The sequence below is a fragment of the Streptomyces avidinii genome (assembly GCF_014650695.1).
Taxonomy (GTDB): domain Bacteria; phylum Actinomycetota; class Actinomycetes; order Streptomycetales; family Streptomycetaceae; genus Streptomyces; species Streptomyces avidinii.
Map to the genome: position 1 here is coordinate 206,244 of NZ_BMVL01000010.1, position 25,883 is coordinate 232,126.

Below are 25,883 nucleotides of genomic sequence, written 5' to 3' on the forward strand. Positions count from 1 at the left end.
CATCGGCGGAGCGGGGCGCGGGCGGGCGCATGCGGGCGCGACAGGAACGCGTACCCCGCATGGCGTCCACCGGCCCAACCGCGAGGCCCGGACGTGTCGGCACCCGGTTCGGTCGAGCCGGGCGCGCTGACGGCAGGTCATCGGACTTGGTGTCCGGATGCCGGACACTTCATACCGTTGCGGGACAGTTCCGGATTCACACCGGATTCCCCTGCGGCGACAGCAGGCATGAGCATACATGTGGGGGCGGCCCGTTGCGGCAACCCCCACATGTAGTGTCGGCGTGGCTACAGCTTGAGTCGATACGTGAGGAGTGTCAGGCCTTCGATCGGCGCCCAGTCCCGCTCCGGCGTGCGTACGAAGCCCAGACGCGCGTAGATCCGGTGGGCTCCGGCCATGCTGCGCTGGGTGGAGAGCACGATGCCCGTGACCCCCTCGACGGCCCGCGCCCGTTCGATGCACGCCCGCACCAGAGCCTCGCCGGCGCCCTGGCCGCGCGCCGCGTGGGCCACCGCGAGCATCCGGAACTCCGCCTCGTCGGCGGCGGCGATGTCGGCGAGCGGGCTGCCGGGCGCGGCGAAGGTCACCCCGCCCAGCACCCGCCCGTCCCGCTCGGCGACGAGCACCTCGGCCCGGGCCGCCCGGCCGGCCACGTCGCGCAGCACGTCCAGGTATGCGTCGTCCTCGTTGAAGTCCAGATGCCCGTCGGCGAGGTAGGCCTGCGCCGTGATCTCGCCCAGCTCCGCGCAGTCGGCGGGCAGCACCGTTCTGATCACCATGTCCATGCGGTCGAGTGTGCAGGACGGCTGCCGGCGGGCGGCGCCGTCGTCGGGGACGACAGGACAGCGCGAAGGCCCCGCCGGAAGCTTCCGGCGGGGCCTTCGGTGTGCGAAGCGGCTCAGCAGCAGCGGAAGCCCTCGCGGGGGTCCGCCTCGCGCGCGTCCGTACGGGCGCGTTCGAAGGCGCGGCGGGTGAGGACCTCCGCGTCCGGGTCGTGGGAGCGGGCGTGGGCCACGTAGCGGTCGTACGCGGCCTCCCCGGAGAACTCCCTTACGTAGAACCGGGCCCTGGCCAGCACGCTCCGTACGGTGCTCACGCCACCGGCTCCCTGACGTGTCCGCCGCCCGTGTCCGGGCCCGCCGAGGCGAGCTCGGCCCGCTCCTCGGCGGTCGCGATCAGACCGGCCGGGGCGACGATCTTCGACTCGGTCCACGGGACCTCGGAGAGGGTCGCCGACCCCGGGTCGCGGACGGCCTTCAGGCAGGTCCGGGCCGCGTCCGCGAGGACCACGATGATCAGGACGGCGAAGAAGGCGCACAGTACGCCGTCGACCGTGGCGTTGGTGACCACGGTGTGCATGTCGTCCATGTTCTTGGCCGGTGCCAGCACCTTGTCGGCGTCGATTCCGGCCTGGTACTTGTCGCGCTGGGCGAAGAAGCCGACCTTAACGTCCTCGGAGAAGATCTTCTGGTAGCTCGCGGTGAGGGTCACCGTGGCGTCCCAGACCAGCGGAACGCCCGTCACCCAGGCCCACTTGAGCCGGCCGGACTTGACGAGCAGGGTGGTGCAGACGGCCAGCGCGACCGCGGCGAGCAGCTGGTTGGCGATGCCGAAGAGCGGGAAGAGCTGGTTGATGCCGCCCAGCGGGTCCTTGATGCCGACCCACAGGAAGTAGCCCCAGCCGCCGACGACGATCGCGCTCGCGAACCACACGCCGGGCTTCCAGCTGACGTCCTTGAAGGACTTGTGCACGTTGCCGAGGGTGTCCTGGAGCATGAACCGGCCCACTCGGGTGCCCGCGTCGAGCGTCGTCAGGATGAAGAGCGCCTCGAACATGATCGCGAAGTGGTACCAGAACGCCTTCATGCCCGCGCCGCCGATCACGGCGGAGAAGATCTCCGACATTCCGAGTGCGAAGGTCGGTGCTCCGCCGGTGCGGGAGAGCAGGCTGGCTTCCTCCACGTCCTTGGCGGCCTGGGTGAGGGCCTCGGGGGAGATGGCGAAGCCGAAGTTCGTCACCGCCTGGGAGGCGGACTCGACGGTGGTGCCGATGACGCCGCCGGGGGAGTTGACGGCGAAGAAGAGGCCGGGCTCGATGATGCAGGCCGCGATGATCGCCATGACGGCGACGAAGGACTCGGTCAGCATCGCGCCGTAGCCGATCATGCGGACCTGGGTCTCCTTCTGGATCATCTTCGGGGTGGTTCCCGAGGAGACCAGGGCGTGGAAGCCGGAGAGCGCGCCGCAGGCGATCGTGATGAAGACGAACGGGAACATCGACCCGGCGAAGACCGGTCCGTCGCCGCTCGCCGCGAAGTCGGTGACCGAGGGCATCTTCAGGGTGGGCATCGCGATGACCACGCCGAGCGCGAGGAGCGCGATGGTGCCGACCTTCATGAAGGTGGAGAGGTAGTCGCGGGGCGCGAGCAGCATCCACACCGGCAGGACCGATGCCAGGAAGCCGTACACGACCATCCAGATGACCAGCGTCTCCTTCTCCAGGGTGAAGGTGCCGGCGAAGGAGGACTCGGCGACCCAGCCGCCCGCGACGATGGCGAGCAGCAGCAGCGCGACGCCGATGACGGACACCTCGGTGACCCGGCCCGGCCGCAGGACGCGCAGGTAGAAGCCCATGAAGACGGCGATCGGGATGGTCATGCCGATGGAGAAGACGCCCCAGGGCGAGTGCGCCAGGGCGTTGACGATGACCAGGGCCAGCACCGCCAGCAGGATGATCATGATGGCGAACACGGCGACCAGGGCGGCGGCCCCGCCGACGGGGCCGATCTCGTCCCGGGCCATCTGGCCGAGCGAGCGCCCGTCGCGGCGGGTGGAGAAGAAGAGGGTGACCATGTCCTGGACGGCCCCGGCGAAGATGACGCCGGCGACGATCCAGATGGTGCCCGGCAGGTAGCCCATCTGCGCCGCGAGCACGGGCCCGACGAGCGGGCCGGCGCCCGCGACGGCGGCGAAGTGGTGGCCGAAGAGCACCCGGCGGTCGGTGGGATGGAAATCGACACCGTTGTCAAGGCGTTCGGCGGGGGTGGCGCGGGTGGCGTCCACCTTCAGTACGCGGTCCGCGATGAAGCGCGCGTAGAAGCGGTAGGCGATCGCGTACGAGCCCAGTGCGGCGGCGAGCAGCCAGGCCGCGGAGATCTCCTCGCCGCGGGAGAGCGCGAGCACGCTCCAGCCGATCGCGCCGACGAGTCCGACGAGCACCCACACGGCGATGGACTTGGGCGAGGGCGAGCCGGGCGTGGTGCCCGGACTCGCCGCGTCCCGTTCTGTCCCTGTTGCTTCCGGTTCAGGCATGACCTCGTCCCCTCGTCGATCATCTGCGTAAGCGCAGGGAATCTACGGGGGATTGCCCGGTGAGCGTAAGACCCCGTCCGCAATCCGGTACGTGAAGGAATTCGGTACGCGGGCTCCGCCGGGCGGGGAGGCAGGGCCAGGTCAGACGGCGGGACGCTTGAGCCGGGCGACGAACTTGTAGCGGTCGCCGCGGTACACCGACCGCACCCACTCCACCGGTTCGCCGTCCGCGTCCAGGGAGTGCCGGGAGAGCATCAGCATCGGCAGCCCGACGTCGGTGCCGAGCAGGCCGGCCTCGCGCGGGGTGGCCAGGGAGGTTTCGATGGTCTCCTCGGCCTCGGCCAGGTGCACGTCGTACACCTCGGCGAGCGCGGTGTAGAGGGAGGTGTACTTGGCGAGCGACCGGCGCAGCGCGGGGAAGCGCTTGGCCGACAGGTGGGTGGTCTCGATGGCCATCGGTTCGCCGCTCGCCAGCCGCAGCCGCTCGATGCGCAGCACCCGTCCGCCGGTGGTGATCTTGAGCAGCCCGGCGAGGGTGTCGTCGGCGGTCACGTAGCCGATGTCGAGGAGCTGGGAGGTGGGTTCCAGTCCCTGGGCCCGCATGTCCTCCGTGTACGAGGTCAGTTGCAGAGCCTGGGAGACCTTGGGCTTGGCGACGAAGGTGCCTTTGCCCTGGATTCGCTCCAGTCGCCCCTCTACGACCAGTTCCTGAAGGGCCTGCCGGACGGTGGTCCGCGAGGTGTCGAACTCGGCCGCGAGCGTGCGCTCCGGCGGTACCGGCGTGCCGGGCGGCAGTGTTTCGGTCATGTCGAGCAAGTGCCGCTTGAGTCGGTAGTACTTGGGCACGCGCGCCGTGCGAGTGGCTGCCCCGCCCTCCGGCTCCGTGGTCGCCCCTTCGGTGGCCATCGCCGCCCGCCTTCCCGACTCCAGTTTCGCTGCCGTCACCGGCTCCTCCGATATGTGCGGTCACATCGTGACACGTAAGGGGGGACAGGCCTTCTCTCTCCCCAGGTGTCGGTCCGATAACGGACCGGGCACCCGCTCATTAGACCCTTGACACCCCTAAAGGTCTAGGCCAAGCTCCAGCTACTGGTCTAAACCAATATGGATCAGATCCCGGCCCCACGGCAGTACTTCGCGTATGTCACCGCGGCGGGCAAGGGAAGTGCAGGCAGGCATCCCTGAGGAGGGTGGCGTGAAGCGCAAGCTCATCGCGGCGGTTGGAGTCGCGGGCATGGTTATCGGCCTCGCGGCGTGCGGTGATTCCGACAGCAAGGGCGGCGACAAGGCCTCCGATGCCAAGGAGCTCACCGTCTGGCTGACGGTCGACGCGCAGAAGAACTGGCCGGAGCTCGTGAAGGCGGCCGACGACGCGATCGTCGCCAAGCACCCGGGTCTCACCATCAAGCACGAGTACTACGGCTGGCCGGACAAGAACGCCAAGCTGGACGCCGTGCTCGCCACGGACAAGGCCCCGGACGTTGTCGAGATGGGCAACTCCGAGATGATCGGGTACATGTCGACCGGTGCCTTCGCCGAGGTCGACCCGTCGAAGTTCGAGAACTCGGCCGCCTGGCTGGACGCCCTCAAGGAGTCCGTGACCTACGACGGCAAGACCTACGGCGTCCCCTACTACGCCGGTGGCCGTGTCGGCACCTGGCGCAAGGACATCGCCACCGAGGCCGGCGTCACCGCCGCGCCGAAGACGTGGGCCGAGTACACCGCCGCGCTCGACAAGATCCAGGCCGCGAAGGGCGACAAGTTCAGCGCCCTCTACCAGCCCTCCCCGGACTGGTACGCCGCGATGTCCTTCGTCTACGAGGCGGGCGGCAGCATCGCCAAGAAGGACGGCGACAAGTGGAAGGGCAACCTGTCCTCCCCCGAGTCGCTGAAGGGGCTGGGGCAGTACAAGGAGCTCCTCGACAAGTACATGCACGCCGACAAGACCAAGGACGAGTCCGACCGTCCGGTCGTCTTCGGCCAGGGCAACTCCGCGGCGATCTTCGCCGCCGCCTGGGAGGGCGCCACCGCCGCCACCCCGGAGAACGACAAGGTCGGCGGCCTGAAGGACAAGCTGGAGAACTTCGTCCAGCCCGGTCCGAGCGGCAAGAACCTCCCGGTCTTCCTGGGCGGTTCGGACCTGGCCATCCCGGCCAAGTCCAAGGCCAAGGACGTCGCCGCCGAGTGGATCAACGTCTTCACCGGCGCCCAGGGCCAGAAGGGCCTGATCGAGAAGGGCAACCTGCCGAACAACAAGACGGACCTCGGCCCGCTGAAGGCCGACCCGAAGACGCAGGTCGCGGCCACCGCGGCCGAGTCCTCCTGGTTCGTCCCGACGGCGTCCGGCTGGGGCCAGATCGAGAAGGCCAAGCTCCTCCAGACCACGCTGCGCGACATCGGCACCGGCAACAAGTCGGTCGAGGACGCGGCCAAGGCCGCCGACGCCGAGATCGACAAGGTCATCAACACCAAGTGACCTGAGTGGGCAGGGCCCCGCCGGACCGGCGGGGCCCTGCTGCCCGTCAAGAGAGGGACCCCCGAGGAGCGCGCGATGAGTGCCGCACAGACAACCACCGCCGACCTGCCGCCGGCGAAGCAGAAGACTTCCCCCGGAGCGAAGCCGGGCAGCCAGGCCGCACCGGGGCGGCCCGTTCGCAAGGGCCCCGGCGCCACTCCCTGGCTGCTGCTGGCCCCGTGCCTGCTGGTCATCGCCCTCGTCATGGGGTACCCGCTCTACCGGCTGGTGGCCCTGTCCTTCCAGAGCTTCGGCAAGTCCGAGCTCTGGGGCTTCAAGGATCCCGAGTTCGTCGGCTTCGACAACTTCGCCAAGATCCTCGGCGACGGCGAGTTCTGGGCCGTCGTCCTGCGCACGGTGATCTTCGCGGTCGGCGCGGTCGCCGCGACGATGGTGATCGGCATGCTCATCGCTCTGCTGCTGCAGAAGGTCTCCGGCTGGGTCAAGGCACTCATCAGCATCGCCCTCGTGGCCAGCTGGGGCATGCCGATCATCGTCGCCACCGCCGTCTTCAAGTGGCTCTTCGACGCCGACTACGGCGTCCTCAACTACATGATGAGCAAGCTCCCCGGCGTCGACATGATCGGCCACAACTGGTTCACCAGCGGCCCCCAGGGCCTCGCAGTGATCATGCTGCTGGTGGTCTGGGGCGCGGTCCCCTTCGTCGTCATCACCCTCAGCGCGGGCCTCACGCAGGTGCCCAAGGAGCTGGAGGAGGCCGCCCGGCTCGACGGCGCGGGCGCGTGGGGCGTGTTCCGGCACGTCACCCTCCCCATCCTGAAGCCGATCCTCGTCATGCTGACGACGCTCTCCGTCATCTGGGACATGGGCGTCTTCCCGCAGGTCTTCGTGATGCGCAACGGGAACCCGGAAGCCGAGTTCCAGCTGCTGACCACCTACTCGTACCAGCAGGCCTTCGTGGTCAACGACTATTCGGGCGGCTCCGCGATCGCCCTGGTGACCGTCCTGCTGCTGCTCGGCGTGGTCGCCGTCTACATGCGCCAGATGCTCAAGATCGGAGAGGTGGAATGAGCGTGACCACTGCGTCCACTGCGTCCACTGCGCCCGCCGCGACCCCGCCCGTCGCACGGCTGAAGCAGCGGAAGAAGTCCAAGCTCGGCTGGAACCTCCTCGGCCTGCTGGTCTTCGCCACCGCGGGCTTCCCGGTCTACTGGATGCTCAACACGGCCTTCAAGCCGTCCAAGGAAGCGATCGACCCCGATCCGCAGTTCTTCCCGCACACCTTCACGCTGGCCAACTTCTCCCGCGCGCTGGACATCGCCGACTTCTGGGGTCCGGTCGGCCGCAGCCTGATCGTCTCGCTCGTCGTGGTGGTCATCGGCATCGCGGTGGGCATGCTCGCCGCCCTGGCCATCTCCCGCTTCGCCTTCCGCGGCCGCAAGGTCGTGATCGTCGGGATCCTCGCCGTCCAGATGGTCCCGCTCGTCGCGATGATCATCCCGGTCTTCCTGCTGCTGAACGACCTCGGTCAGTACGACAAGCTCACCGGCCTGATCATCACGTACCTGACCTTCGTCCTGCCCTTCACCGTGTGGACGCTGCGCGGCTTCATCGTCAACATCCCCAAGGAGCTGGAAGAAGCGGCCATGGTCGACGGCTGCACGCCGACCGGCGCCTTCCTGCGGGTGGTCTTCCCGCTGCTCGCCCCCGGCATGGTCGCCACCTCCGTCTACGCCTTCATCCAGGCGTGGAACGAGTACCTGTACGCGCTGATGCTGATGAGCCAGCAGAACCAGACCGCCACCGTCTGGCTCGGCAACTTCACCACCAAGCACGGCACCGAGTTCGCCCCGATGATGGCCGGCTCCACCATGATGGCCGTCCCGATCGTGGTCCTCTTCCTCATCGTCCAGCGCAAGATGGCCGCGGGCCTCACCGCCGGCGCCGTGAAGGGATAACGGCCCCATGACTGTTCTTGCGCACCGCACCGATACGGTCACCCGCGACGCCCTCGCCGTCCTCCAGCCCGGCTTCGAGGGCACCACCGCGCCCGCCTGGCTGCTCCGCCGGGTCGGCGAAGGCCTCACCGCCGTCGGCCTGTTCGGCCGCAACATCGCCTCGCCCGAACAGCTCGCCGCGCTGACCGCGCAGCTGCGTACCGAGCGCGACGACGTCCTGGTCGCCATCGACGAGGAGGGCGGCGACGTCACCCGCCTGGAGGTCCGCGGCGGCTCCTCCTTCCCCGGCAACCTGGCCCTCGGCGCCGTCGACGACACCACGCTGACCCGCGAGGTCGCCCGCGAGCTGGGCCGCCGTCTCGCCGAGTGCGGGGTCAACCTCAACTGGGCCCCGTCCGCGGACGTCAACTCCAACCCGGACAATCCGGTGATCGGCGTACGGTCCTTCGGTGCCGACACCCACCTCGCCGCCCGGCACACCGCCGCCTACGTCGAGGGCCTGCAGGCCGCCGGCGTGGCCGCGTGCACCAAGCACTTCCCGGGCCACGGCGACACCAACGTCGACTCGCACCACGCCCTGCCGCGCATCGACGTTGACGTGGACACCCTCCAGGCCCGCGAGCTCGTCCCCTTCAAGGCGGCCATCGAGGCCGGCACCAAGGCCGTGATGAGCGCGCACATCCTGGTGCCCGCCCTCGACCCGACCCGCCCGGCCACGCTCAGCCCGCAGATCCTGACCGGTCTGCTGCGCAAGGAGCTCGGCTACGAGGGCCTCATCGTCACCGACGGCATGGAGATGCACGCCATCGCCGGCACGTACGGGATCGAGCGCGGCTCGGTGCTGGCCATCGCGGCCGGCGCCGACGCCATCTGTGTCGGCGGCGGACTCGCCGACGAAGCCACCGTCCTGCGGCTGCGCGACGCGCTGGTTGCGGCAGTTCGCGAGGGGGCACTGCCCGAGGAGCGCCTCGCCGACGCCGCCGCCCGCGTCCGCGCGCTGGCCGCATGGACCCGCGGGGCCCGGCCGGACGCGCAGCCGGAGGGGAGCCGCGCGTCCGGCATCGGGCTGACGGCCGCCCGCCGGGCCGTGCTCGTCACGGGCTCGGCCAAGCCGCTCACCGGCCCCTACGTCGCCACGCTCGCGCCCGTCGCGAACATCGCGGTGGGGGACGAGACCCCCTGGGGCGTGGCGGCCGAACTCGCCGAGCTGCTCCCGGGCACCGGGTCGGGCGTCTACCCGCAGGGCGCCTCGGCCGGGGACATCCTGGCGGCCGCGGGGGATCGTCCCGTCGTCGCGGTGGTCCGTGACGCGCACCGGCACCCGTGGATGACCGAAGTCGTCGACGCGCTGGTCGCGGCCCGGCCGGACACGGTCGTGGTCGAGATGGGCCTGCCGCGCGCCGAGCCGCGCGGGGCCCTGCACATCGCCACGCACGGCGCCTCGCGCGTCTGCGGCCGGGCCGCCGCCGAGGTGATCGCGGGCGCCTGATCCCGCCAAGAGCCCCTGACCAGGGCGACAGCCCCTGTGCCGGACACCGTCCGGGGCGGGGGCTGTCGGGTGTCAGGGGCCGGACACTGCGCGTACGCAGAAGGGCCGGACATCCCCCTGCGGGGAGTCCGGCCCTTCTCCGTACGGGCCTGCGGGTCCTACAGCCCCTGCCAGGACGGCTTGTCGGCGTAGGTGTGGCGGAAGTAGTCGGCCAGCTTCAGCTTCGAGGCGGCCGCCTCGTCCACGACCACGGTGGCGTGCCGGTGCAGTTGCAGCGCGGAGGCCGGCACCAGCGCGGACAGCGGGCCCTCGACGGTCTGCGCGACCGCCTCGGCCTTGCCCTCGCCGGTGGCCAGCAGAACCAGGTGGCGGGCGTCGAGGATGGTGCCGATGCCCTGGGTGATGACGTGGTGCGGCACCTGGTCCAGGTCGTTGTCGAAGAAGCGCGCGTTGTCCACGCGGGTCTGCTCGGTGAGCGTCTTGATCCGGGTGCGGGAGGCGAGCGACGAGCACGGCTCGTTGAAGCCGATGTGGCCGTCCGTGCCGATGCCGAGGAGCTGGAGGTCGACGCCACCGGCCTCGGCCAGGGCACGGTCGTACGCCTCGCACGCGCCGACGATGTCCTCGGCCGAGCCGTCGGGGCCCATGAAGGAGGCCTCGGACAGGCCCAGGGGCTCGACGACCTCGCGGAGCACGACCGCGCGGTAGGACTCGGGGTGCCCGGCCGGCAGGCCGACGTACTCGTCGAGCTGGCAGATCCGGGCCCTGGAGGCGTCGACCTGTCCGGCCCGGACCTTGGCGGCGAGGGCTTCGTAGATGGGCAGCGGGGTAGAGCCGGTCGCCACGCCGAGCAGGGCGTCGGGCTTGCGGCGCACCAGGGCGGCCATGGCCTCCGCGATGAGCTCGCCGCCTGCCTTGGCGTCCGGGACGATGACAACTTCCACGCGGGGCCTGCCGATCTGGAGTGGTGGTGTGGTATAGACCAATCTAGCAGAGGCCGGCGCGTACGGCGGGGGTCTCGTCGTTATCCATGGTGGTCCGGATCCGGGCGTCCGGCCCGCCGGCGCCACCGGGCCCGGGGCGCGGTGCCCCGGGCCCGGTGCCGCGGCACCCCGGGCCCGGGTCCCGGGCTCAGAGCAGGGCCAGCCGCAGGCCTCCCGTCGCGTCCAGGTGCTGTCCGGTGACCCAGCGGGAGTCGGGCGAGGCCAGGAAGGCCACCACGTCGGCGACCTCCTGGGTCGTGCCCACGCGGTGGAAGACGGAGCGGGCGGCCAGGTGCGCCCGGGTCGCCTCGTCCGCGAGGAGGTCCGCGTTGAGGTCGGTCTCGGTGATGCCGGGCCCGACCGAGTTCACCGTGATCCCGCGCGGGGCCAGTTCGGCGGCCAGCGACCGGGTCAGCGCGTTCACCGCACCCTTCGCCGTGATCGTGGCCAGGATGGCCGGCAGGGCGATGTGCGGGGTGCCGGTCACGTTCACGATCCGCCCCCCGTCCCGCAGCCGCTCCAGCCCGTACTTGATCACGAAGAACGGCGCCCTGGCGTTGAGTGCGTGGGCCCGGTCGTACGTCTCCTCGTCGGTCTCCCCGATCCCCGCGAAGGCCGCCGCCCCGGCGTTGTTGACCAGGATGTCCACGCCCTCCGTGTGCGCGGGATGGGCCCCGTACGCCGCCCAGAGGGCCTGTGCGTCGCCGGGGACGCCGAGCTCCGCCCCGATGGCGAAGGCCCGCCCGCCGGCCGCCCCGATCGCCTCGACGGTCTCCTCCGCCGCCGCCGCGTTGCGTCCGTAGTGGACGGCGACCAGGGCCCCGTCCCGCGCCAGCCGCTCGGCCACCGCCCGGCCGATGCCCCGGCTACCGCCCGTGACCAGTGCCGTCTTCCCCTTGAGCACGCCCATGACGCGCCCCCCTCCGTTAATTGCTAGTGGTCGCTACAGAAAGGAACGTATCAGATTCCCTAGCGACCGCTATAGAATCTCGGCATGGTGACCGGACAGCGCGGCAGACCCCGTTCCTTCGACCGCGACGCCGCCCTCGACAAGGCGATGCTCGCCTTCTGGGAGCGCGGCTACGAGGCGACCTCCATCGCCGACCTGACCGCCTCGCTCGGCATCAGCGCGCCCAGCCTCTACGCGGCCTTCGGTGACAAGCGCAAGCTCTTCGACGAGGTCGTGGTGGTCTACGGAGGCCGGTACGCGGACTTCGCGAGCGTGGCGCTCGCCGAGGAGCCCACCGCCGGGGCGGCCGTCGCCCGCATCCTGCGCGAGGCCGCCGAGGTCTACACCGACCCGGCCCACCCTCGGGGCTGCATGGTGATCAGCGCGGCGATCAACACCACCTCGGAGGAGGTGGCGCAGGCACTGCGCGAGCGGCGCAACGCCAACCTGGAGATGTTCGAGAGCCGCATCCGGGCCGACATGGCCACGGGGGCGCTGCCGGCGGAGACGGACGCGCGGGCACTGGCCCGGTACGCGGGGGCGGTGCTCCAGGGGATGTCGCAGCAGTCGCGCGACGGGGCGAGCAGGGAAGAACTGGAAGCGGTGGCGGAGCGGGCGCTGCTGGCCTGGCCGAAGGCCTAGTCGGAGGCGGGGGCGCTGCGCGCCCGGAATTCACTCCGGAATCCGGCGGGAACGTTCCTCTGGGCCACGGTGCAGAACGGGACCCTCGACCCGCCCGGCACCGTAGCCCGGAGTACTTACGGCCGACAGGTGTGCGGTTCCCGACGGCCGGTGGAGGTGCCTGCGCGGTCAGGGCAGAGCGCGCGGCTTACCTCGATCCGTCCTCCTGTGCGGGGAGGGCGGAGGTTCTTGAATCAATTGTGGACTAGACCATTCTGTTCTGTCCATCCAATGACAGGGCCCGGAAACCCGTCACTTCCTCCAACAGTACGCGGCCCGCGCCCCCCTTGGATACTCCTGAGTACTGTCGTGGGCAAAGTCATGGCGCGTACCCGGGGTACGCTCGCAACGTGCCCTCCATGAACGACCTCGTACGCCAGCACACCGCTCTCGGTGAAACCGACCTGGAGTGGCTCCACCTGCTGGTCTCGGAGTGGCAACTGCTCTCCGACCTCTCCTTCGCGGACCTCGTGCTGTGGGTGCCCACCCTCGACGGCACGCGGTACGTCTCGGTCGCCCAGATGCGTCCGAACACCGGTCCCACCTCGTACCAGGACGACATGGTCGGCCACCTGGTGCCGCGAGGCCGCCGCCCGCTGCTGGACGCCGCGCTCGACGAGGGCCGCATCGTGCGCGAGGGCGACCCCGAGTGGCGCGAGGAGGTGCCGGTCCGCGTCGAGTCGATCCCCGTCCGCCGCGAGGGCCGGGTCCTGGGCGTGATCGCGCGCAACACCAATCTGCTCACTGTGCGTACACCGAGCCGGTTGGAGCTGACCTACCTCCAGTCCGCCTCCGACCTGGCCCAGATGATCGCGGCGGGCTCCTTCCCGTTCCCCGGCCAGCAGGTCGACATGGACGCCTCCCCGCGCGTCGGGGACGGTCTCATCCGGCTCGACGCCGAGGGCGTGGTCACCTACGCCTCGCCGAACGCGCTCTCCGCCTACCACCGGCTCGGCCTCGCCTCCGACCTCGTCGGTCAGCACCTGGGCAACACCACCGCCGAACTCGCACCCTCCCGCGGGCCGGTGGACGAGGCCCTGGTCAAACTCGCCAGCGGGTGGGCCCCCCGGGAGACGGAGGTCGAGGGCAACAGCGGGGTCATCCAGCTGCGCACCATCCCGCTCAAGCCGAAGGGCACCCGGATCGGCTCCCTGGTGCTGTGCCGCGACGTCACGGAACTGCGTCGTCGCGAACGTGAATTGATCACCAAGGACGCGACCATCCGGGAGATCCACCACCGGGTGAAGAACAACCTCCAGACCGTGGCCGCACTGTTGCGGCTCCAGTCCCGCCGGATGGATTCCGCGCAGGGCCGCGAGGCGCTCAACGAGGCCGTGCGCCGCGTCGGATCGATCGCGATCGTGCACGAGACGCTGTCTCAGAACCTCGACGAGCGGGTCGAGTTCGACGAGATCGCCGACCGCGTCATCGCGATGGTCTCGGAGATCTCGCCGGGCAAGGTCGACTGCCGGCGCACCGGCAGGTTCGGGATCCTGGACGCGGAGGTCGCCACTCCGCTGTCGATGGTGCTGACCGAGATCCTCCAGAACGCCCTGGAGCACGCCTTCACCCAGGGGGAGAGGGGCACCGTGGAGGTGGCCGCGATCCGTTCCGGAACCGGTCGCACCGACGCCCGGCTGCTGATCACCGTGCTCGACGACGGCAGCGGCCTGCCCGAGGGGTTCGATCCCCAGCGGGCCGGCAACCTCGGGCTGCAGATCGTACGGACCCTCGTGGAGGGGGAGCTCGGCGGCACCTTCGACATGCTCAGGGCCGAGCCGCGCGGCACCAAGGTCGTCCTCGACATCCCGTCCAGCCCGCAGAAGTAGCAGCCGATCCGTAACTCAGCGTGACGCTCTGCCGGGTACCCCGCACAGCACTGAGCCCCGGACCGAATGATTCGGTCCGGGGCTCAAGAGCACGTTGCTGAGCGCTTGTTCGGTTACTACGCGCTGCGCGTCGAGGCTCGAAAGTCGTTGTCAGGCGCTGGCGTTGCGCGCCCGGTTGCGAGCGGCGCGGCGCTTCATGGCGCGGCGCTCGTCCTCGCTGAGACCGCCCCAGACGCCGGAGTCCTGACCGGACTCGAGCGCCCACTGCAGGCACTGCTCCATGACGGGGCAACGGCGGCAGACGGCCTTGGCTTCCTCGATCTGCAGCAGCGCAGGACCGGTGTTGCCGATGGGGAAGAAGAGTTCCGGGTCTTCCTCACGACAAACGGCGTTGTGACGCCAGTCCATGGCTGCTCCATCTCCTTGTATTGCGGGCAAGTTGCTTGTGAATGTGAACGCTTTCACGAATCCCCCCGTGAGGGAAGGGCGACCGCCCGGTTTCACGCGGGTGATCCATCAGAGATTCGTGGAGGGGTTCTGGCGGTCTGTGTGGGTGCCGGGTGTTGCGGGCTGTCCCGATCGCCATGAAGAGATTCGCAAACCTCGGACGGGGATACAACCCCTTCCGGAAAGTTTTTTTTGATTCGTCGGTGTCGACTAGGTCACAGCCCTACATCGTGAGGGTGGACCGGCGTGTAAACGTTCGAGTGAAAGGCCCTCGGGCCCTTCTACTCACACAATCACACGCAGTGCACGGCGTACGCCTGTGAACCGAACGCTGGTCCGCAGTCCGAGGTGATCGCCGTCCATCTGGAACGGAAGCGGAACCTTCGAATGCAAGGTGAAGTCGGTCAGATCGTGCAGAGACACCGCATGCTTGCCGTGTGGACCCCGCTCAGGAGTGGAGGTCAGGAGCTGTGTCGCGTACCGGGCGACGGCCGGAGTTGACAAACGGTTCAGTGCCAATACGTCAAGCGCAGTATCGAACGAAGCTTCGGGGGAGGCGTAAAGCGGACGATTCCCCAGATACGTCCACGGTGACGTATTGCACACTATCGACAGCACCAGATCGGTCACCGGGTCCGCGCCGGGGCGCTCCAGCGTGACCGTGCCGTGCCGCCGGTTGGGCTCCTCCCAGAACTGGCGCATCAGCTGTCGCACATACAGAGCGTGGGTCGAACGCTTGCCGCGCTCGCGCTGCTGCTCCACCCGGCCCACCACGCCGGCGTCGAAGCCGAAGCCCGCGCAGAAGGTGAACCAGCGGGCCGGGACCGACTCGTCCTCCGTGCCCGGGGTGCCGGCCGCCAGGCCTAGACCCACCGTCCGCTCACGCTGCTCCCGCAGCGCGTCCAGGAGCGCGCCGGTCGCCTCGACCGCGTCGTTGGGCAGCCCCAGGGCGCGGGCGAAGACATTGGTGGAGCCGCCGGGAACCACCGCCAGCCGGGGGAGGCGCTCCGGGTCGGGCCCGTTGTGCAGGAGCCCGTTCACCACCTCGTTGACCGTGCCGTCGCCGCCCAGTGCGACGACGAGGTCCAGCCCCTCGTGCGCGGCCTTGCGCCCCAGGTCCCGGGCGTGCCCGCGGTACTCGGTGGTGACCGCCTCCAGCTTCATCTCGCTGGCCAGGGCATGGGTCAGGACGTCGCGCGTGCGCGCACTGGTGGTCGTCGCTGCTGGGTTGGCCACGAGAAGTGCACGCATGAGCGCCAGACTACCCACCCCCTCACATGCCGACCGTACTGCCCGTCCCCTCGGGGCCCGGGGCCGCGCCGCTACCCTGCTGGGGTGAGTAAGAAGCAGCCCGCGAATGCCCCCGCCCCCGCCGCCGCCCCGCCCGCCGCGCTGCCCGGCCGGCTGACCGCGGCCGCCGCGCTCACCGCCCTGGAAGGCCTGGCGCTGGCCGGCCTCGGGCTCTACATGTTGTTCGTGGGGATCGCCGGCGACCCCGATTCCCCGCAGCAGGCCGAGACGGGCGGGATCACTCTGCTCGCACTGGCCGCGCTGCCGCTGATCGCGGCCCGGGGGCTGCGCCTGGGCCGGCGCTGGAGCCGCGGTCCGGCACTGATCACCCAGCTGATGGCGCTGCCGGTGGCCTGGACCCTCTACAGCACGGGCGGCGCGATGATCGCCGCCGCCGTGGCGCTGGCCCTGGCCGCGGTGGCCGTCGTAGCGCTCCTGGTGAACCCGACGGCGACCGAGGCTCTCGGTATCGGGCCCGGGGAACAGGCCCGATAACCGGTCGTCCGGTTCCCGGCGCACCGCCGTACCCGGCTGCCTACTCCTCGACGAGGAGCTTGTCGCGGAGCTGGGCCAGGGTGCGGGCCAGCAGCCGGGAGACGTGCATCTGGGAGATGCCGACCTCCTGGGCGATCTGCGACTGGGTCATGTTGCCGAAGAAGCGAAGCAGCAGGATCCGCTTCTCCCGCGGGGGCAGGCCCTCCAACAGCGGCTTGAGGGACTCGCGGTACTCGACGCCCTCCAGGGCCTCGTCCTCCGCACCCAGGGTGTCCGCGACCGCCGGCGACTCGTCGTCGGTGTCCGGGACGTCGAGGGACAGCGTGCTGTAGGCATTGGCCGATTCCAGCCCCTCCAGCACCTCCTCCTCGGAGATCCCCAGCCGTTCGGCGAGTTCGTGCACCGTCGGGGAGCGGCCGTGCTGCTGGGACAGTTCGGCCGTGGCCGTCGTCAGCGAGAGCCGCAGCTCCTGAAGGCGACGCGGTACGCGCACCGCCCAGCCCTTGTCACGGAAGTGGCGCTTGATCTCGCCGACCACCGTGGGCGTGGCGTACGTGGAGAACTCGACCCCGCGGTCCGGGTCGAACCGGTCCACCGACTTGATCAGTCCGATCGTCGCGACCTGGGTCAGGTCGTCCAGCGGCTCACCGCGGTTGCGGAAGCGCCGCGCCAGGTGTTCCACCAGCGGCAGGTGCATCCGTACCAGCCGGTTGCGCAGCTCCGCCTTCTCCACCGACCCGTCGGGCATTGCCCGCAGCTCGATGAACAGGGCCCGCGCGCCACTGCGGTCGCGCGGATCCGGCAGCGCGTGCGACACCGGGAGCACCGGCGCTGCCGGTACCACCGGTGCCAGCTCCGGGGCCGTGGCAGCGGCCTCGGTCGGCTGGGGTGATTGTGGTTGTTCCTGCTGGTTCTCGCTCATAGGGCCCGCCCGTCGCTCCGCCGAGTCCAAAAAGCCGTCTTCCGCATCCGCGTCAGCCGGGTGCGGTCGGGCGTGCTGCTGCTCCGGGATGCCGCCGTCGACCTCGTGCCGTACCCGGGGCCGATCCCCGCCCCGTACCGGGATCTCCCCGCCGCTCACGCCGGGCCTGGTCCCGCGCCGCGCTGTTTGTAGAGGCTGATGCTCACCGTCCGGTTCTCCTCGACCGTGGCCTCGACCTTGCCGGCCAGCGCCGACAGGACGGTCCACGCGAACGTGTCACGCTCCGGTGCGCGCCCGTCGGTGGTCGGTGCCGAGACGGTCACCTCCAGCGAATCGTCGATCAGCCGGAACACGCAACTGAGGACGGAGCCGGGCACGGCCTGCTGGAGCAGGATCGCGCAGGCCTCGTCCACCGCGATGCGGAGGTCCTCGATCTCGTCGAGGGTGAAGTCCAAACGTGCCGCGAGGCCGGCCGTGGCCGTCCGCAGCACCGACAGGTAGGCACCCGCAGCGGGCAGCCGGACTTCCACGAAGTCCTGAGTCCCGGGCTCGCCTGCAATCTGGGACACCCTCACCTCCAAGGTGGTACGAGCTCTGTTCGCCGGTGACGCTATCGCGATCCGGGCGATCGTGTCGCGGCACCCCTCTTGGTGCCCGCTTCGTGCACCTCGTCTGCGAGCCAGTGACTGATGGTAAGCCCATGGGTACGCACAGTGGCTAGAGGTCTGCGGGGCCCAAATCAGGGGAACCGGCGGAGGGTTGAACTACCCCGCTTCAGACGATCGAACCGTCGACAAAACACCAGCGCCAGGTCTCACCCGGTTCGAAGCTCCGCATCACCGGATGGCCCGTGTCCTTGTGGTGCGCCGTGGCGTGCCGGTGGGGCGAGGAATCACAGCAGGCCACGTGCCCGCACCCCAGGCACATCCGCAGCTGCACGGGGTGGCTGCCGAGCGCCAGGCACTCGGAGCAGGTGTCGTGGGAGGGCACCGGTTCGGGACGCGGCAGTTCGGCAACGTGGGTGCACTCGCTCATCGCATTCTCCTTGTACCGGAACCCCGGCCTTCAGTCTCGGGGCGAACCGCGCGCACGGGCCGGAGCTGCGATGCAGCGGAGTGTCGATGCGTCACGCTTTGACCGGAGCTTGATCTCGTACAGAATACGTTCCCGCCGTGCGAGTCATGAGGATCTCCTCGGTCAAGCCCGCGCGTTCGGGGCGACCGGCCGACGATTGAGGTGGATCTTCGATGGAGGTATTGCCGCTGGTGGCGCTGATCGCCGGCAGCGCGGCCGTCGCGGGGCTGGCCCGCCGGACCCCGGTGCCCGCGCCGCTGCTGCTGGTCGCCGCCGGCCTGCTGGCCGGGTACGTGCCGGGGGTGCCCGCGTACGCACTCGACCCGCACATCGTGCTGCCGCTGCTGCTCCCGCCGCTGCTGTACACGGCCGCCGTGGACAGCTCGTACCTGGACCTGCGCGCGAACATCCGGCCCATCGCGATGCTCTCGGTGGGCTACGTGCTCTTCGCGACGCTCGCCGTCGGGTACGCGGCGTACCTGCTGGTGCCGGGGCTCTCCGTGCCGGTGGCCCTGGTGCTGGGCGCGGTGATCGCCCCGCCGGACGCCGTCGCCGCCACCGCGATCGCCCGCAAGCTGCGGCTGCCGAACCGCATCACGACCATCCTGCAGGGCGAGTCCCTGGTCAACGACGCGACCGCGATCACCGCCTACAAGGTGGCGCTGGCCGCGGCCGTCGGGGTGAGCGCCGGCTGGGCGGGCGGCATCGCGGAGTTCCTGCTGGCCTCGGTCGGCGGGATCGGCGTGGGCCTGCTGCTGATGGTGCCGATCCACCACCTGCGCACGCGGCTGAAGGAGCCGCTGCTCCAGAACACCCTCTCGCTGCTGATCCCCTTCGTGGCGTACGCGGCCGCGGAGCGGGTGCACGCCTCCGGGGTGCTGGCCGTGGTCGTCGTCGCGCTGTACCTCGGGCACCGCAACTGGCAGGTCGACTTCGCCACCCGGCTCCAGGAGGAGGCGGTGTGGAAGGTGGTCGCCTTCGTGCTGGAGTCCGTGGTCTTCGCGCTGATCGGGCTCCAGCTGCCGGTGGTCCTGGGCGGGCTGGGGGAGTACGACGGCATGCACGCGGCCACCTACGCGGTCGCCGTGTTCATCGCGGTGGTGGTGGCCCGGTTCCTGTGGGTGTTCCCGGCGACCTTCGTGCCGCGCTGGCTGTCGGAGCGGATCCGGGCGCGGGAGAGCGACACCGACTGGAAGGCCCCGGTGATCGTGGGATGGGCCGGGATGCGCGGAGTGGTCTCGCTGGCCATCGCCTTCTCCGTGCCCATGTCGGTGCCGCACCGGAACCTGATCCTCTTCCTGACCTTCACCACGGTCATCGGGACGCTGGTGGTGCAGGGGCTGACGCTGCCGCCGCTGATCCGGGTGCTGAACCTGCCGCCGAAGGACGTGCAGGCCGAGACCCTGGCCGAGGCGCAGGCGCAGAGCGAGGCCTCGCGGGCGGCGGAGGAACGGCTGGCGGAGCTGCTGGAGGAACCGGAGAACAGCACGCTGCCGCCGCCGCTGGCGGACCGGCTGCGGACGGTGCTGGAGCGGCGGCGCAACGCGGTGTGGGAGCGGCTGGGCGAGGTCAACCCGGAGACGGGGGAGTCGGCGGACGACATCTACCGGCGCCTCGCGCGGGAGATGATCGCGGCCGAGCGGGAGGTCTTCGTGACGCTGCGGGACCAGCGGCGGATCGACGACGAGATGCTGCGGGCGCTGCTGCGCCGCCTGGACCTGGAGGAGGCCGCGGCCTACCGCGAGGAGGGCTGAGGCCGGGCGTCGCGGCCGGGTCGGCAGGCACCCGCTACGGCCGGCCCGTGACGACGGCGGCGAGGGTCGTGCCGGGCGCGAAGGCGCCGGACGCGGTGAGTTCGGTCAGGGCCCAGAGCAGCTTGGCCACGTAGATGCGCTCGACCGGCAGGCCGTGGCGGGACCCGAAGTCGGCGGCGAAGGCCTCCAGCTCGGCCGGGACCCGGGCGTAGCCGCCGTGGTGGAAGTCCTCGGCCAGCGCCCAGTCGCCGGCCGGCCCCCCGAAGGCGGCCGCCTGGAGGGAACGTATCTCCGCGGCCAGGAACCCGCCCGCCAGGACCGGAACCCCGAGCGCCCGCTGCCCGGTGCCCAGCCCGGCCGCGAGGCCCGCCAGGGTGCCGCCGGTACCGCAGGCCACCGCCACCACGTCGGCGGCGCCGCGCAGTTCCCGGCCGAGCTCGGCGCAGCCGCCCAGGGCGAGCGCGTTGCTGCCGCCCTCGGGGACGACGTACGCACCGGCCGCGCCCGCCGCGTCCACCAGCCGTGCCAGTCGGTGCGGCTCGGCCTTGCGGCGGTACTCCGACCGGGACACGAAGTGCAGCCGCATGCCGTCCGCGGCGCACCGGGCGAGGGACTCGTTCAGGGGCCGCCCGGCCAGCTCGTCCCCGCGTACGATGCCGACCGTCCGCAGCCCGAGCAGCCGCCCGGCGGCGGCGGTGGCCCGCAGGTGGTTCGAGTACGCCCCGCCGAAGGTGACCAGTTGATCGTGGCCGCCCTCCAGGGCGGCCCGGAGATTGGGCGCGAGCTTGCGCCACTTGTTGCCGGGCAACTCGGGATGCACGAGGTCGTCCCGCTTCAGCAGCAGCCGCACGCCGTACCGCCCGAACCTGTCGTCCGCCGCCTCGACGAGCGGAGACGGCGGGCGCGGCAGCAGTTCGGAATGGGTCACCAGGTCATTGTCCCTGGTGGGGGCCCGATTACTTCAGGCGCTCGCCGATCCGGGCGCGCATGGCGTCCATCGTGAAGCCCCTGGGGTCGACCTTGCCCGGCTGCCATTCGCGGTGGCCGATCACCGAGCGGGACGTCCAGCGGTGGACCCGGCACAGGGCCGCCGCGGCGCGGGCGATGGCGTCGAGCTGGACCGCCGGCCAGGGGTCCTCGCCGTCGCCCAGGTTCTCGCACTCGAAGCCGTAGAAGTGGCGGTTGCCGTCGGTGTCCGTCTCGTTGTCCGGCGGGAGGCGCTTCTCCGCGATCACCGCAGCGAGGACGTCGGAGTCGCCGGCGCCCGCGTGGTTGGCGCGGCCGTAGCCGACGAGGTGGACGCGGCCGTCCTTGGCGATCACGCCGTGACACAGGGGGCCGGGCAGGGCGCTGTGGCCCTCGCGGCAGAGCTCGACGGTGCGGGCGGTGCCGCGGGTGACGGTGTGGTGGATCATCACCCCGTGGACCGGTCCCCAGGGGCCCTTGTGGTTGCGGTTGTGGGTCCGCCAGGCGCCGACTTCGACGACGGTCAGACCCTCGTTCCGCAGTGCGTTGATGAAACGGTCCGCGGACATGGGTGCGGCCATGGCCGCCTCCTTCGTTGCGGTGCGTGACGACACCCTCTGTGCTCGTCTCGTCACCCTCCGGTTTAGTGGAGGCGGCCCTTCCGCGCTAGTGCTTTCGTACGGCGAGCGAGCCGATCCGGCCAGGCGTCAGACCGATGCGAGCCACAGGTCCGGGCCGAAGACCTCGTAGTGGATGTCGGCGGCCGGCAGCCCCTTGGCGATCAGCTGCTCGCGAACCGCACGCATGAAGGGGAGCGGCCCGCACAGGTAGGCCCGGGTGCCCGGGGCGACGGCGACGGCCGAGAGGTCCATGCGGCCCTCGCCGTCGCCCGGCTCCGCCGCCTCCTCGTACCAGAACCGGGCCGAGGCGTCCGGCAGCTTGTGGGTCAGCGCCCGGTGATCGCTCCGCAGCGGGTGGTCGGCGGGGGAGCGGTCGGCGTGCAGCACGGTCACCGGGGCGGTGTGCCCGGTGTCGGCCAGGTGCTCCAGCATCGACAGCATCGGGGTGCAGCCGATGCCGGCCGAGGCGAGCAGGACCGGGGCGGCCGAGTCCGCCGGCACCAGGTCGCCGTACGGGGCCGAGACCCGCAGGGTGTCGCCGGTGCGGACCCGGGCGTGCAGGTGGTTGGAGACCTCACCGGCCGGGCCCGCGGCGGCCGGGCCGTGGATCCGCTTGACGGTGATCGCGCGGACCGCGGAGCCGGGCGAGGTGATGAGGCTGTACTGGCGGATCTGGCGGGCGCCGTCCGGGAGTTCGACCTGGACCGAGACGTACTGGCCCGGCCGGTGCGCGGGAGCGGGGGCGCCGTCCGCGGGGGCGATCCGGAAGGTGGTGCAGTCCGCCGTCTCCGCCACCCGGTCGGTGACGGTCCACTCGCGCCACACGTCGCCGGCGACGACCCGCTGCTCGGCGTAGAGGCGCTCCTCCAGGGCGATCAGGGCGTTCGCCATCAGCCAGTAGACCTCGTCCCAGGCCCGGGCGACCTCGGGGGTGACGGCCTCGCCGAGGACCTCGCCGATCGCCTCGAACAGGTGCTGGTGGACGACCGCGTACTGCTCGCGGGTCACGCCGAGGCTGGCGTGCTTGTGGGCGATGCGGTTCAGCATCACGTCGGGGCGGGTGTCCGGGTGGGCGAGGAGGTGGGTCGCGAAGGCGGCGATCGAGCCGGCGAGGGCCTGCTTCTGGAGGCCGGCGCTCTGGTTGCCCCGGTTGAAGAGGTCGCGGATCAGCGCCGGGTGGGCCGCGAAGAGCTTGGTGTAGAAGAGCTCGGCGATCTCCCCGATCGCCGCTCCGACGGCGGGCAGGGTGGCTCGTACGGTCGCGGTCGACGTCTCGGACAGCATGCGGAACTCCTCGCGTGATGGGCCTGTGGGTGTGACCGATTGAATTTGCATCTGAGATGCGTATTTTTGATCGCAGAAGGACCGCCGTGGTGCGGACTTCTGTTCGGACTCGTGCCGGACCGGTTCGCTCGGGCAGCGGTAACCGGCCATCCCGGCCGAGGGTCAGGGGCTGCTGCCCGCCCCGGTCGGCGCCCTGCTCGAAATGCCCAGCAGGAGAGGCCCGGTCGGCGACGCCACCAGGTCGTTCACCGTCAGCGGGTCGAGTGCGGCGTAGAAGGCCTCCTGGGCCCGGCGCAGGGCGCCGCGCAGGACGCAGGCACCGCGCAGCGGGCAGGGGGTGGTGCCTTCGCAGTCCACGACGTCCCCCTCGCCCTCCAGTTCGCGCACGACCGAGCCGACCGGTGCGGCCCGGCCGGCGGCGGTCAGGGCGAGCCCGCCGCCGCGGCCGCGCCGTGCTTCGACCAGGCCGAGGTGCTGGAGCCTGGCGACCACTTTGGCCGTGTGCGTGTAGGGGACCTCCATGGTCGCCGCCACGTCGCGGGTGGTCGGGAGGTCCGTCTCCTCGATGGCCAGGCGCATCAGGACGCGCAGTGCCAGGTCGGTGAATCGGGTCAGCCGCATGGGGTCACCGTAGAGAAATATGCATCCGTGATGCAAGTTAGGTCGCTGACGGTGTCGCGCTTGGCCGAAATCGACGGTCGCGTGGTGCTCAAGGGGCCCGTGGGGCAGAAGGGTGACCCCAAAGGGTGCCCCGCACTCGGACGGAGTAGTCCCACCCTTTTGTGTAATGGTCCGATCACGTTCCGTACTGAAAGGCTGCACCCGCAGATCCATGGAGTGATCGAAAGGGAAAGACATGTCGGTCCAGGCAGGTTCCGAGTCCGAGGCCCAGACACCGCAGCGCAGTCTTGGGACGACGGCCGCACGGAACTTGGCAACCACGACCAAGTCCGCGCCGCAGATGCAGGAGATCACCTCGCGGTGGCTCCTGAAGATGCTCCCGTGGGTGTCGGTGCAGGGCGGCACGTACCGCGTCAACCGCAGGCTGAGCTACTCGGTCGGCAACGGCGTCGTGGAGTTCATCAAAACCGGCACCCAGGTCCAGGTGATCCCGGCCGAGCTCGGTGAGCTCCCGCTGCTGCGCGACTACGAGGACCTCGACGTCCTCGGCGAACTCGCCCAGCGCTGCCGGCAGGTCGAGTTCGAGGCCGGGCAGGAGCTCACCTCCTTCGGCAGCCCCGCCGACCAGGTCTTCCTGCTCGCCCACGGCCGTATCGACCAGATCGGCCCCGGCCCCTACGGCGAGGACGCCGTCCTGGGGAGCGTCGCCGACGGTGCGTACTTCGGCGACGAGTCCCTCGTCGATGAAGAATCGATTTGGGAGTACACCGCCCGCGCCGCCACCTCCGGCACCGCGCTCACCCTGTCCCGGCAGGACTTCCAGCTCCTCGCCGACCGGGTCGAATCGCTGCGCGCGCACGTGGACAACGTACGGAGCCGGCCCGACCGGCAGACCAACAAGTACGGCGAGGCCGCGATCGAGCTTTCCGCCGGCCACCAGGGCGAGGCAGTCCTGCCCGGCACCTTCGTCGACTACGAGGCCCGGCCGCGCGAGTACGAGCTCTCCATTGCACAAACGGTCCTGCGCGTCCACAGCCGCGTCGCCGACCTCTACAACCACCCGATGAACCAGACCGAGCAGCAGTTGAGGCTCACGGTCGAGGCGCTGCGCGAGCGCCAGGAGCACGAGATGCTCAACAACCGCGACTTCGGCCTGCTCCACAACGCGGACTACGACCAGCGCATCCAGCCCCACGACGGCGCGCCCAGCCCCGATGACATGGACCAGCTGCTCAGCATGCGGCGCGGCTCCAAGCTGTTCCTGGCGCACCCCAAGGCGATCGCCGCCTTCGGCCGCGAGTGCAACAAGCGCGGGATCTACCCCGAGTCGGTGGACATCGGCGGCAACCGCGTCCCGGCCTGGCGCGGGGTGCCGATCTTCCCGAGCAACAAGATCCCGATCAGCGACGCCCGCACCACGTCCATCCTGTGCATGCGCACCGGCGAGGACGAGCAGGGCGTGATCGGGCTCCACCAGCCGGGCATCCCCGACGAGATCGAGCCGAGCCTGTCGGTCCGCTTCATGGGCATCAGCGAGCAGGCGATCATCTCGTACCTGGTCACCGCCTACTTCTCGGCCGCGGTGCTGGTGCCGGACGCGCTCGGCGTGTTGGAGAACGTCGAGATCGGCCGCTGGCGCTGACCGCGGTGAACACCATCGTGACCGGTGAGGGCCAGGACGCCACGGCCCTCCTGGACCGGACGAGAGAAGCGGTCGACCCGCAGCTGCGCCGCACCGTCGAGAGCCTGCCGGGCTCGATGCGGCGGGTGGCGATGTACCACTTCGGCTGGGAGCACGAGGACGGCAGCCCCGCGGCGGGCGGCGCCGGGAAGGCCATCCGGCCGGCCCTGGTGCTGGCATCGGCGCAGGCCCTGCGCGGTCCGGGTGCCGGGCCGGCCGACGAGGCCGTGCGGGCGGCGGCCGCCGTGGAGCTGGCGCACAACTTCACGCTGCTGCACGACGACATCATCGACAAGGACGCACGGCGGCGCGGCCGGGCCACGGCCTGGACCGTCTTCGGGACGCCGGACGCCATCATCACGGGCGACGCGATGATGGCGCTCTCCCTGCGGCTGCTCGCGGAGGATCCGCATCCGGCCGCCGCGGCGGCCTCGGCCCGGCTCGCCGCCTGCATCATCGAGCTGTGTGCGGGCCAGCAGGCCGACTGCGCCTTCGAGCAGCGGCCGGACGTCTCGCTCGACGAGTGCCTGGCCATGGCCACCGCCAAGACCGGGGCACTACTGGGGTGCGCGTGCGCGCTGGGCGCCCTGTACGCGGGGGCCGGGCCCGACGAGGTCGACGCCATGGACGCGTTCGGGCGGGAGGCCGGGCTGGCCTTCCAGCTGATCGACGACCTGATCGGCATCTGGGGGGACCCGGGACACACCGGCAAGCCCGCCGGGGCCGACCTGATCGCCCGGAAGAAGTCCCTCCCGGTCGTGGCCGCCCTCACCTCGGACACCGCCGCGGGGAAGGAGCTGGCCGCGCTGTATGCCGGCCCCATGGCCGGGGACGACGTACGCAGGGCGGCCGACGCCGTGGACCGGGCCGGCGGGCGGGACTGGGCGCAGGCCGAGGCCGCGGACCGGATGGGGCGGGCGGTCCAGCAGCTGTCCCGGGCCGTGCCGGACCTCGGGGCGGCGGGCGGGCTGCTGGCACTCGCGGAGTTCGTGACGCGTCGCACGAGGTGAGCCCGAGGGGCTCCACGGGCCCGAGGCCCGTTCCGGTACCCC

At 70.8% G+C, this 25,883-nt stretch carries 25 protein-coding genes and 1 riboswitch; of the genes, 10 read left to right on the forward strand and 15 right to left on the reverse strand.

The genetic code is table 11. The annotated features are described in order from the left end of the window. Nucleotides 1-114: 114 nt before the first annotated feature. Nucleotides 115-236, reverse strand: a riboswitch (cobalamin riboswitch). Nucleotides 237-287: 51 nt separating this feature from the next. The 4 genes from IE257_RS25640 to IE257_RS25655 all read right to left on the reverse strand — a co-directional run bounded on the left by IE257_RS25640 (nt 288) and on the right by IE257_RS25655 (nt 4,218). Next, the gene (locus IE257_RS25640) at nt 288-785 is read right to left on the reverse strand and encodes a GNAT family N-acetyltransferase (RefSeq protein WP_189972280.1); all 498 of its coding nucleotides are present in this window, start codon (nt 783-785) and stop codon (nt 288-290) included. Nucleotides 786-898: 113 nt separating this feature from the next. After that, nucleotides 899-1,096, reverse strand: a complete 198-nt coding sequence (locus IE257_RS25645) for a CstA-like transporter-associated (seleno)protein (RefSeq protein ID WP_030016682.1) — start codon at nt 1,094-1,096, stop codon at nt 899-901. After that, a complete protein-coding gene (locus IE257_RS25650) occupies nt 1,093-3,312 on the reverse strand; it encodes a carbon starvation CstA family protein (RefSeq protein ID WP_229920656.1) in 2,220 nt (739 codons plus the stop codon). Before IE257_RS25650 ends, IE257_RS25645 begins: the two co-directional genes overlap by 4 nt. 141 nt (nt 3,313-3,453) lie before the next feature. Further along, on the reverse strand, nt 3,454-4,218 hold the full coding sequence (locus tag IE257_RS25655) for a GntR family transcriptional regulator (RefSeq protein WP_030016685.1): 765 nt from the start codon (nt 4,216-4,218) through the stop codon (nt 3,454-3,456). A 289-nt stretch (nt 4,219-4,507) separates the two neighbouring features. On the opposite strand from IE257_RS25655, the gene IE257_RS25660 reads away from it, so the two are divergent. The 4 genes from IE257_RS25660 to IE257_RS25675 all read left to right on the forward strand — a co-directional run bounded on the left by IE257_RS25660 (nt 4,508) and on the right by IE257_RS25675 (nt 9,235). After that, nucleotides 4,508-5,788 (forward strand): extracellular solute-binding protein, encoded by a 1,281-nt coding sequence (locus IE257_RS25660; protein ID WP_189972281.1) that lies wholly within the window; start codon nt 4,508-4,510, stop codon nt 5,786-5,788. A 75-nt stretch (nt 5,789-5,863) separates the two neighbouring features. Continuing rightward, nucleotides 5,864-6,859, forward strand: coding sequence for a carbohydrate ABC transporter permease (locus tag IE257_RS25665; RefSeq protein WP_189972282.1), 996 nt, complete (start codon nt 5,864-5,866; stop codon nt 6,857-6,859). Then, nucleotides 6,856-7,746 carry a carbohydrate ABC transporter permease gene (locus IE257_RS25670; protein WP_229920657.1) on the forward strand — a complete coding sequence of 297 codons (891 nt, stop codon included), beginning with the start codon at nt 6,856-6,858 and terminating at the stop codon, nt 7,744-7,746. Before IE257_RS25665 ends, IE257_RS25670 begins: the two co-directional genes overlap by 4 nt. Nucleotides 7,747-7,753: 7 nt before the next feature. After that, entirely contained in the window at nt 7,754-9,235 is a 1,482-nt protein-coding gene (locus IE257_RS25675; RefSeq protein ID WP_189972283.1) for a glycoside hydrolase family 3 protein, read from the forward strand. A 158-nt stretch (nt 9,236-9,393) separates the two neighbouring features. Here IE257_RS25675 and nagB read toward each other — a convergent pair whose 3' ends face one another. Both nagB and IE257_RS25685 read right to left on the reverse strand, forming a co-directional pair. Continuing rightward, nucleotides 9,394-10,179: a glucosamine-6-phosphate deaminase gene (gene nagB, locus IE257_RS25680; protein WP_189972284.1), complete on the reverse strand. Its 786-nt coding sequence runs from the start codon at nt 10,177-10,179 to the stop codon at nt 9,394-9,396. Between the two features lie 187 nt (nt 10,180-10,366). Further along, nucleotides 10,367-11,128: an SDR family oxidoreductase gene (locus tag IE257_RS25685; RefSeq protein ID WP_189972285.1), complete on the reverse strand. Its 762-nt coding sequence runs from the start codon at nt 11,126-11,128 to the stop codon at nt 10,367-10,369. Nucleotides 11,129-11,212: 84 nt separating this feature from the next. Between IE257_RS25685 and IE257_RS25690 the strand changes: the two genes are divergently transcribed. Together IE257_RS25690 and IE257_RS25695 are read left to right on the forward strand one after the other, a co-directional pair. After that, complete coding sequence (locus IE257_RS25690; protein WP_189972286.1) at nt 11,213-11,809, forward strand: TetR/AcrR family transcriptional regulator; 597 nt, start codon at nt 11,213-11,215, stop codon at nt 11,807-11,809. Nucleotides 11,810-12,207: 398 nt separating this feature from the next. Beyond that, the gene (locus IE257_RS25695) at nt 12,208-13,677 is read left to right on the forward strand and encodes a PAS domain-containing sensor histidine kinase (protein ID WP_189972370.1); all 1,470 of its coding nucleotides are present in this window, start codon (nt 12,208-12,210) and stop codon (nt 13,675-13,677) included. Nucleotides 13,678-13,827: 150 nt separating this feature from the next. On the opposite strand, the gene IE257_RS25700 is transcribed toward IE257_RS25695, so the two are convergent. Both IE257_RS25700 and IE257_RS25705 read right to left on the reverse strand, forming a co-directional pair. Continuing rightward, entirely contained in the window at nt 13,828-14,085 is a 258-nt protein-coding gene (locus tag IE257_RS25700) for a WhiB family transcriptional regulator (RefSeq protein ID WP_003953983.1), read from the reverse strand. 324 nt (nt 14,086-14,409) lie between these two features. Beyond that, complete coding sequence (locus tag IE257_RS25705; RefSeq protein WP_030385973.1) at nt 14,410-15,375, reverse strand: diacylglycerol/lipid kinase family protein; 966 nt, start codon at nt 15,373-15,375, stop codon at nt 14,410-14,412. An 84-nt stretch (nt 15,376-15,459) separates the two neighbouring features. On the opposite strand from IE257_RS25705, the gene IE257_RS25710 reads away from it, so the two are divergent. Beyond that, the gene (locus IE257_RS25710) at nt 15,460-15,909 is read left to right on the forward strand and encodes a hypothetical protein (protein WP_189972287.1); all 450 of its coding nucleotides are present in this window, start codon (nt 15,460-15,462) and stop codon (nt 15,907-15,909) included. Between the two features lie 40 nt (nt 15,910-15,949). On the opposite strand, the gene IE257_RS25715 is transcribed toward IE257_RS25710, so the two are convergent. The 3 genes from IE257_RS25715 to IE257_RS25725 form a co-directional block, all read right to left on the reverse strand. After that, nucleotides 15,950-16,990, reverse strand: coding sequence for an RNA polymerase sigma factor SigF (locus IE257_RS25715; protein WP_372453171.1), 1,041 nt, complete (start codon nt 16,988-16,990; stop codon nt 15,950-15,952). Then, the gene (locus IE257_RS25720; RefSeq protein WP_030012703.1) at nt 16,987-17,400 is read right to left on the reverse strand and encodes an ATP-binding protein; all 414 of its coding nucleotides are present in this window, start codon (nt 17,398-17,400) and stop codon (nt 16,987-16,989) included. The genes IE257_RS25715 and IE257_RS25720 overlap by 4 nt, the downstream gene beginning before the upstream one ends. Nucleotides 17,401-17,605: 205 nt before the next feature. Continuing rightward, nucleotides 17,606-17,866: a UBP-type zinc finger domain-containing protein gene (locus IE257_RS25725; protein ID WP_189972288.1), complete on the reverse strand. Its 261-nt coding sequence runs from the start codon at nt 17,864-17,866 to the stop codon at nt 17,606-17,608. A 212-nt stretch (nt 17,867-18,078) separates the two neighbouring features. On the opposite strand from IE257_RS25725, the gene IE257_RS25730 reads away from it, so the two are divergent. Beyond that, entirely contained in the window at nt 18,079-19,659 is a 1,581-nt protein-coding gene (locus tag IE257_RS25730) for a Na+/H+ antiporter (protein WP_189972289.1), read from the forward strand. Nucleotides 19,660-19,693: 34 nt separating this feature from the next. On the opposite strand, the gene IE257_RS25735 is transcribed toward IE257_RS25730, so the two are convergent. The 4 genes from IE257_RS25735 to IE257_RS25750 all read right to left on the reverse strand — a co-directional run bounded on the left by IE257_RS25735 (nt 19,694) and on the right by IE257_RS25750 (nt 23,150). Then, nucleotides 19,694-20,587, reverse strand: coding sequence for a 1-aminocyclopropane-1-carboxylate deaminase/D-cysteine desulfhydrase (locus tag IE257_RS25735; protein WP_189972290.1), 894 nt, complete (start codon nt 20,585-20,587; stop codon nt 19,694-19,696). Nucleotides 20,588-20,615: 28 nt separating this feature from the next. Further along, nucleotides 20,616-21,206, reverse strand: coding sequence for an N-acetylmuramoyl-L-alanine amidase (locus IE257_RS25740; protein ID WP_189972291.1), 591 nt, complete (start codon nt 21,204-21,206; stop codon nt 20,616-20,618). 126 nt (nt 21,207-21,332) lie between these two features. Next, nucleotides 21,333-22,529: a globin domain-containing protein gene (locus tag IE257_RS25745; RefSeq protein WP_189972292.1), complete on the reverse strand. Its 1,197-nt coding sequence runs from the start codon at nt 22,527-22,529 to the stop codon at nt 21,333-21,335. A 162-nt stretch (nt 22,530-22,691) separates the two neighbouring features. After that, nucleotides 22,692-23,150 carry an RrF2 family transcriptional regulator gene (locus IE257_RS25750; protein WP_189972293.1) on the reverse strand — a complete coding sequence of 153 codons (459 nt, stop codon included), beginning with the start codon at nt 23,148-23,150 and terminating at the stop codon, nt 22,692-22,694. Between the two features lie 235 nt (nt 23,151-23,385). Here IE257_RS25750 and IE257_RS25755 point away from each other — a divergent pair, with 235 nt between their 5' ends. Next, nucleotides 23,386-24,792, forward strand: a complete 1,407-nt coding sequence (locus IE257_RS25755) for a family 2B encapsulin nanocompartment shell protein (RefSeq protein ID WP_189972294.1) — start codon at nt 23,386-23,388, stop codon at nt 24,790-24,792. Between the two features lie 5 nt (nt 24,793-24,797). Continuing rightward, nucleotides 24,798-25,841: a family 2 encapsulin nanocompartment cargo protein polyprenyl transferase gene (locus IE257_RS25760; RefSeq protein ID WP_372453172.1), complete on the forward strand. Its 1,044-nt coding sequence runs from the start codon at nt 24,798-24,800 to the stop codon at nt 25,839-25,841. Nucleotides 25,842-25,883: the final 42 nt, after the last annotated feature.

What these genes read in the sequence shown, in the direction of transcription:
- IE257_RS25640 (WP_189972280.1), bottom strand. Translation starts at nt 785, where the DNA reads ATGGACATGGTGATCAGAACGGTGCTGCCCGCCGACTGCGCGGAGCTG.
- IE257_RS25650 (WP_229920656.1), bottom strand. Translation starts at nt 3,312, where the DNA reads ATGCCTGAACCGGAAGCAACAGGGACAGAACGGGACGCGGCGAGTCCG.
- IE257_RS25655 (WP_030016685.1), bottom strand. Translation starts at nt 4,218, where the DNA reads ATGGCCACCGAAGGGGCGACCACGGAGCCGGAGGGCGGGGCAGCCACT.
- IE257_RS25665 (WP_189972282.1), top strand. Translation starts at nt 5,864, where the DNA reads ATGAGTGCCGCACAGACAACCACCGCCGACCTGCCGCCGGCGAAGCAG.
- IE257_RS25670 (WP_229920657.1), top strand. Translation starts at nt 6,856, where the DNA reads ATGAGCGTGACCACTGCGTCCACTGCGTCCACTGCGCCCGCCGCGACC.
- IE257_RS25675 (WP_189972283.1), top strand. Translation starts at nt 7,754, where the DNA reads ATGACTGTTCTTGCGCACCGCACCGATACGGTCACCCGCGACGCCCTC.
- IE257_RS25685 (WP_189972285.1), bottom strand. Translation starts at nt 11,128, where the DNA reads ATGGGCGTGCTCAAGGGGAAGACGGCACTGGTCACGGGCGGTAGCCGG.
- IE257_RS25690 (WP_189972286.1), top strand. Translation starts at nt 11,213, where the DNA reads ATGGTGACCGGACAGCGCGGCAGACCCCGTTCCTTCGACCGCGACGCC.
- IE257_RS25695 (WP_189972370.1), top strand. Translation starts at nt 12,208, where the DNA reads ATGAACGACCTCGTACGCCAGCACACCGCTCTCGGTGAAACCGACCTG.
- IE257_RS25700 (WP_003953983.1), bottom strand. Translation starts at nt 14,085, where the DNA reads ATGGACTGGCGTCACAACGCCGTTTGTCGTGAGGAAGACCCGGAACTC.
- IE257_RS25705 (WP_030385973.1), bottom strand. Translation starts at nt 15,375, where the DNA reads ATGCGTGCACTTCTCGTGGCCAACCCAGCAGCGACGACCACCAGTGCG.
- IE257_RS25725 (WP_189972288.1), bottom strand. Translation starts at nt 17,866, where the DNA reads ATGAGCGAGTGCACCCACGTTGCCGAACTGCCGCGTCCCGAACCGGTG.
- IE257_RS25730 (WP_189972289.1), top strand. Translation starts at nt 18,079, where the DNA reads ATGGAGGTATTGCCGCTGGTGGCGCTGATCGCCGGCAGCGCGGCCGTC.
- IE257_RS25740 (WP_189972291.1), bottom strand. Translation starts at nt 21,206, where the DNA reads ATGGCCGCACCCATGTCCGCGGACCGTTTCATCAACGCACTGCGGAAC.
- IE257_RS25745 (WP_189972292.1), bottom strand. Translation starts at nt 22,529, where the DNA reads ATGCTGTCCGAGACGTCGACCGCGACCGTACGAGCCACCCTGCCCGCC.
- IE257_RS25750 (WP_189972293.1), bottom strand. Translation starts at nt 23,150, where the DNA reads ATGCGGCTGACCCGATTCACCGACCTGGCACTGCGCGTCCTGATGCGC.
- IE257_RS25755 (WP_189972294.1), top strand. Translation starts at nt 23,386, where the DNA reads ATGTCGGTCCAGGCAGGTTCCGAGTCCGAGGCCCAGACACCGCAGCGC.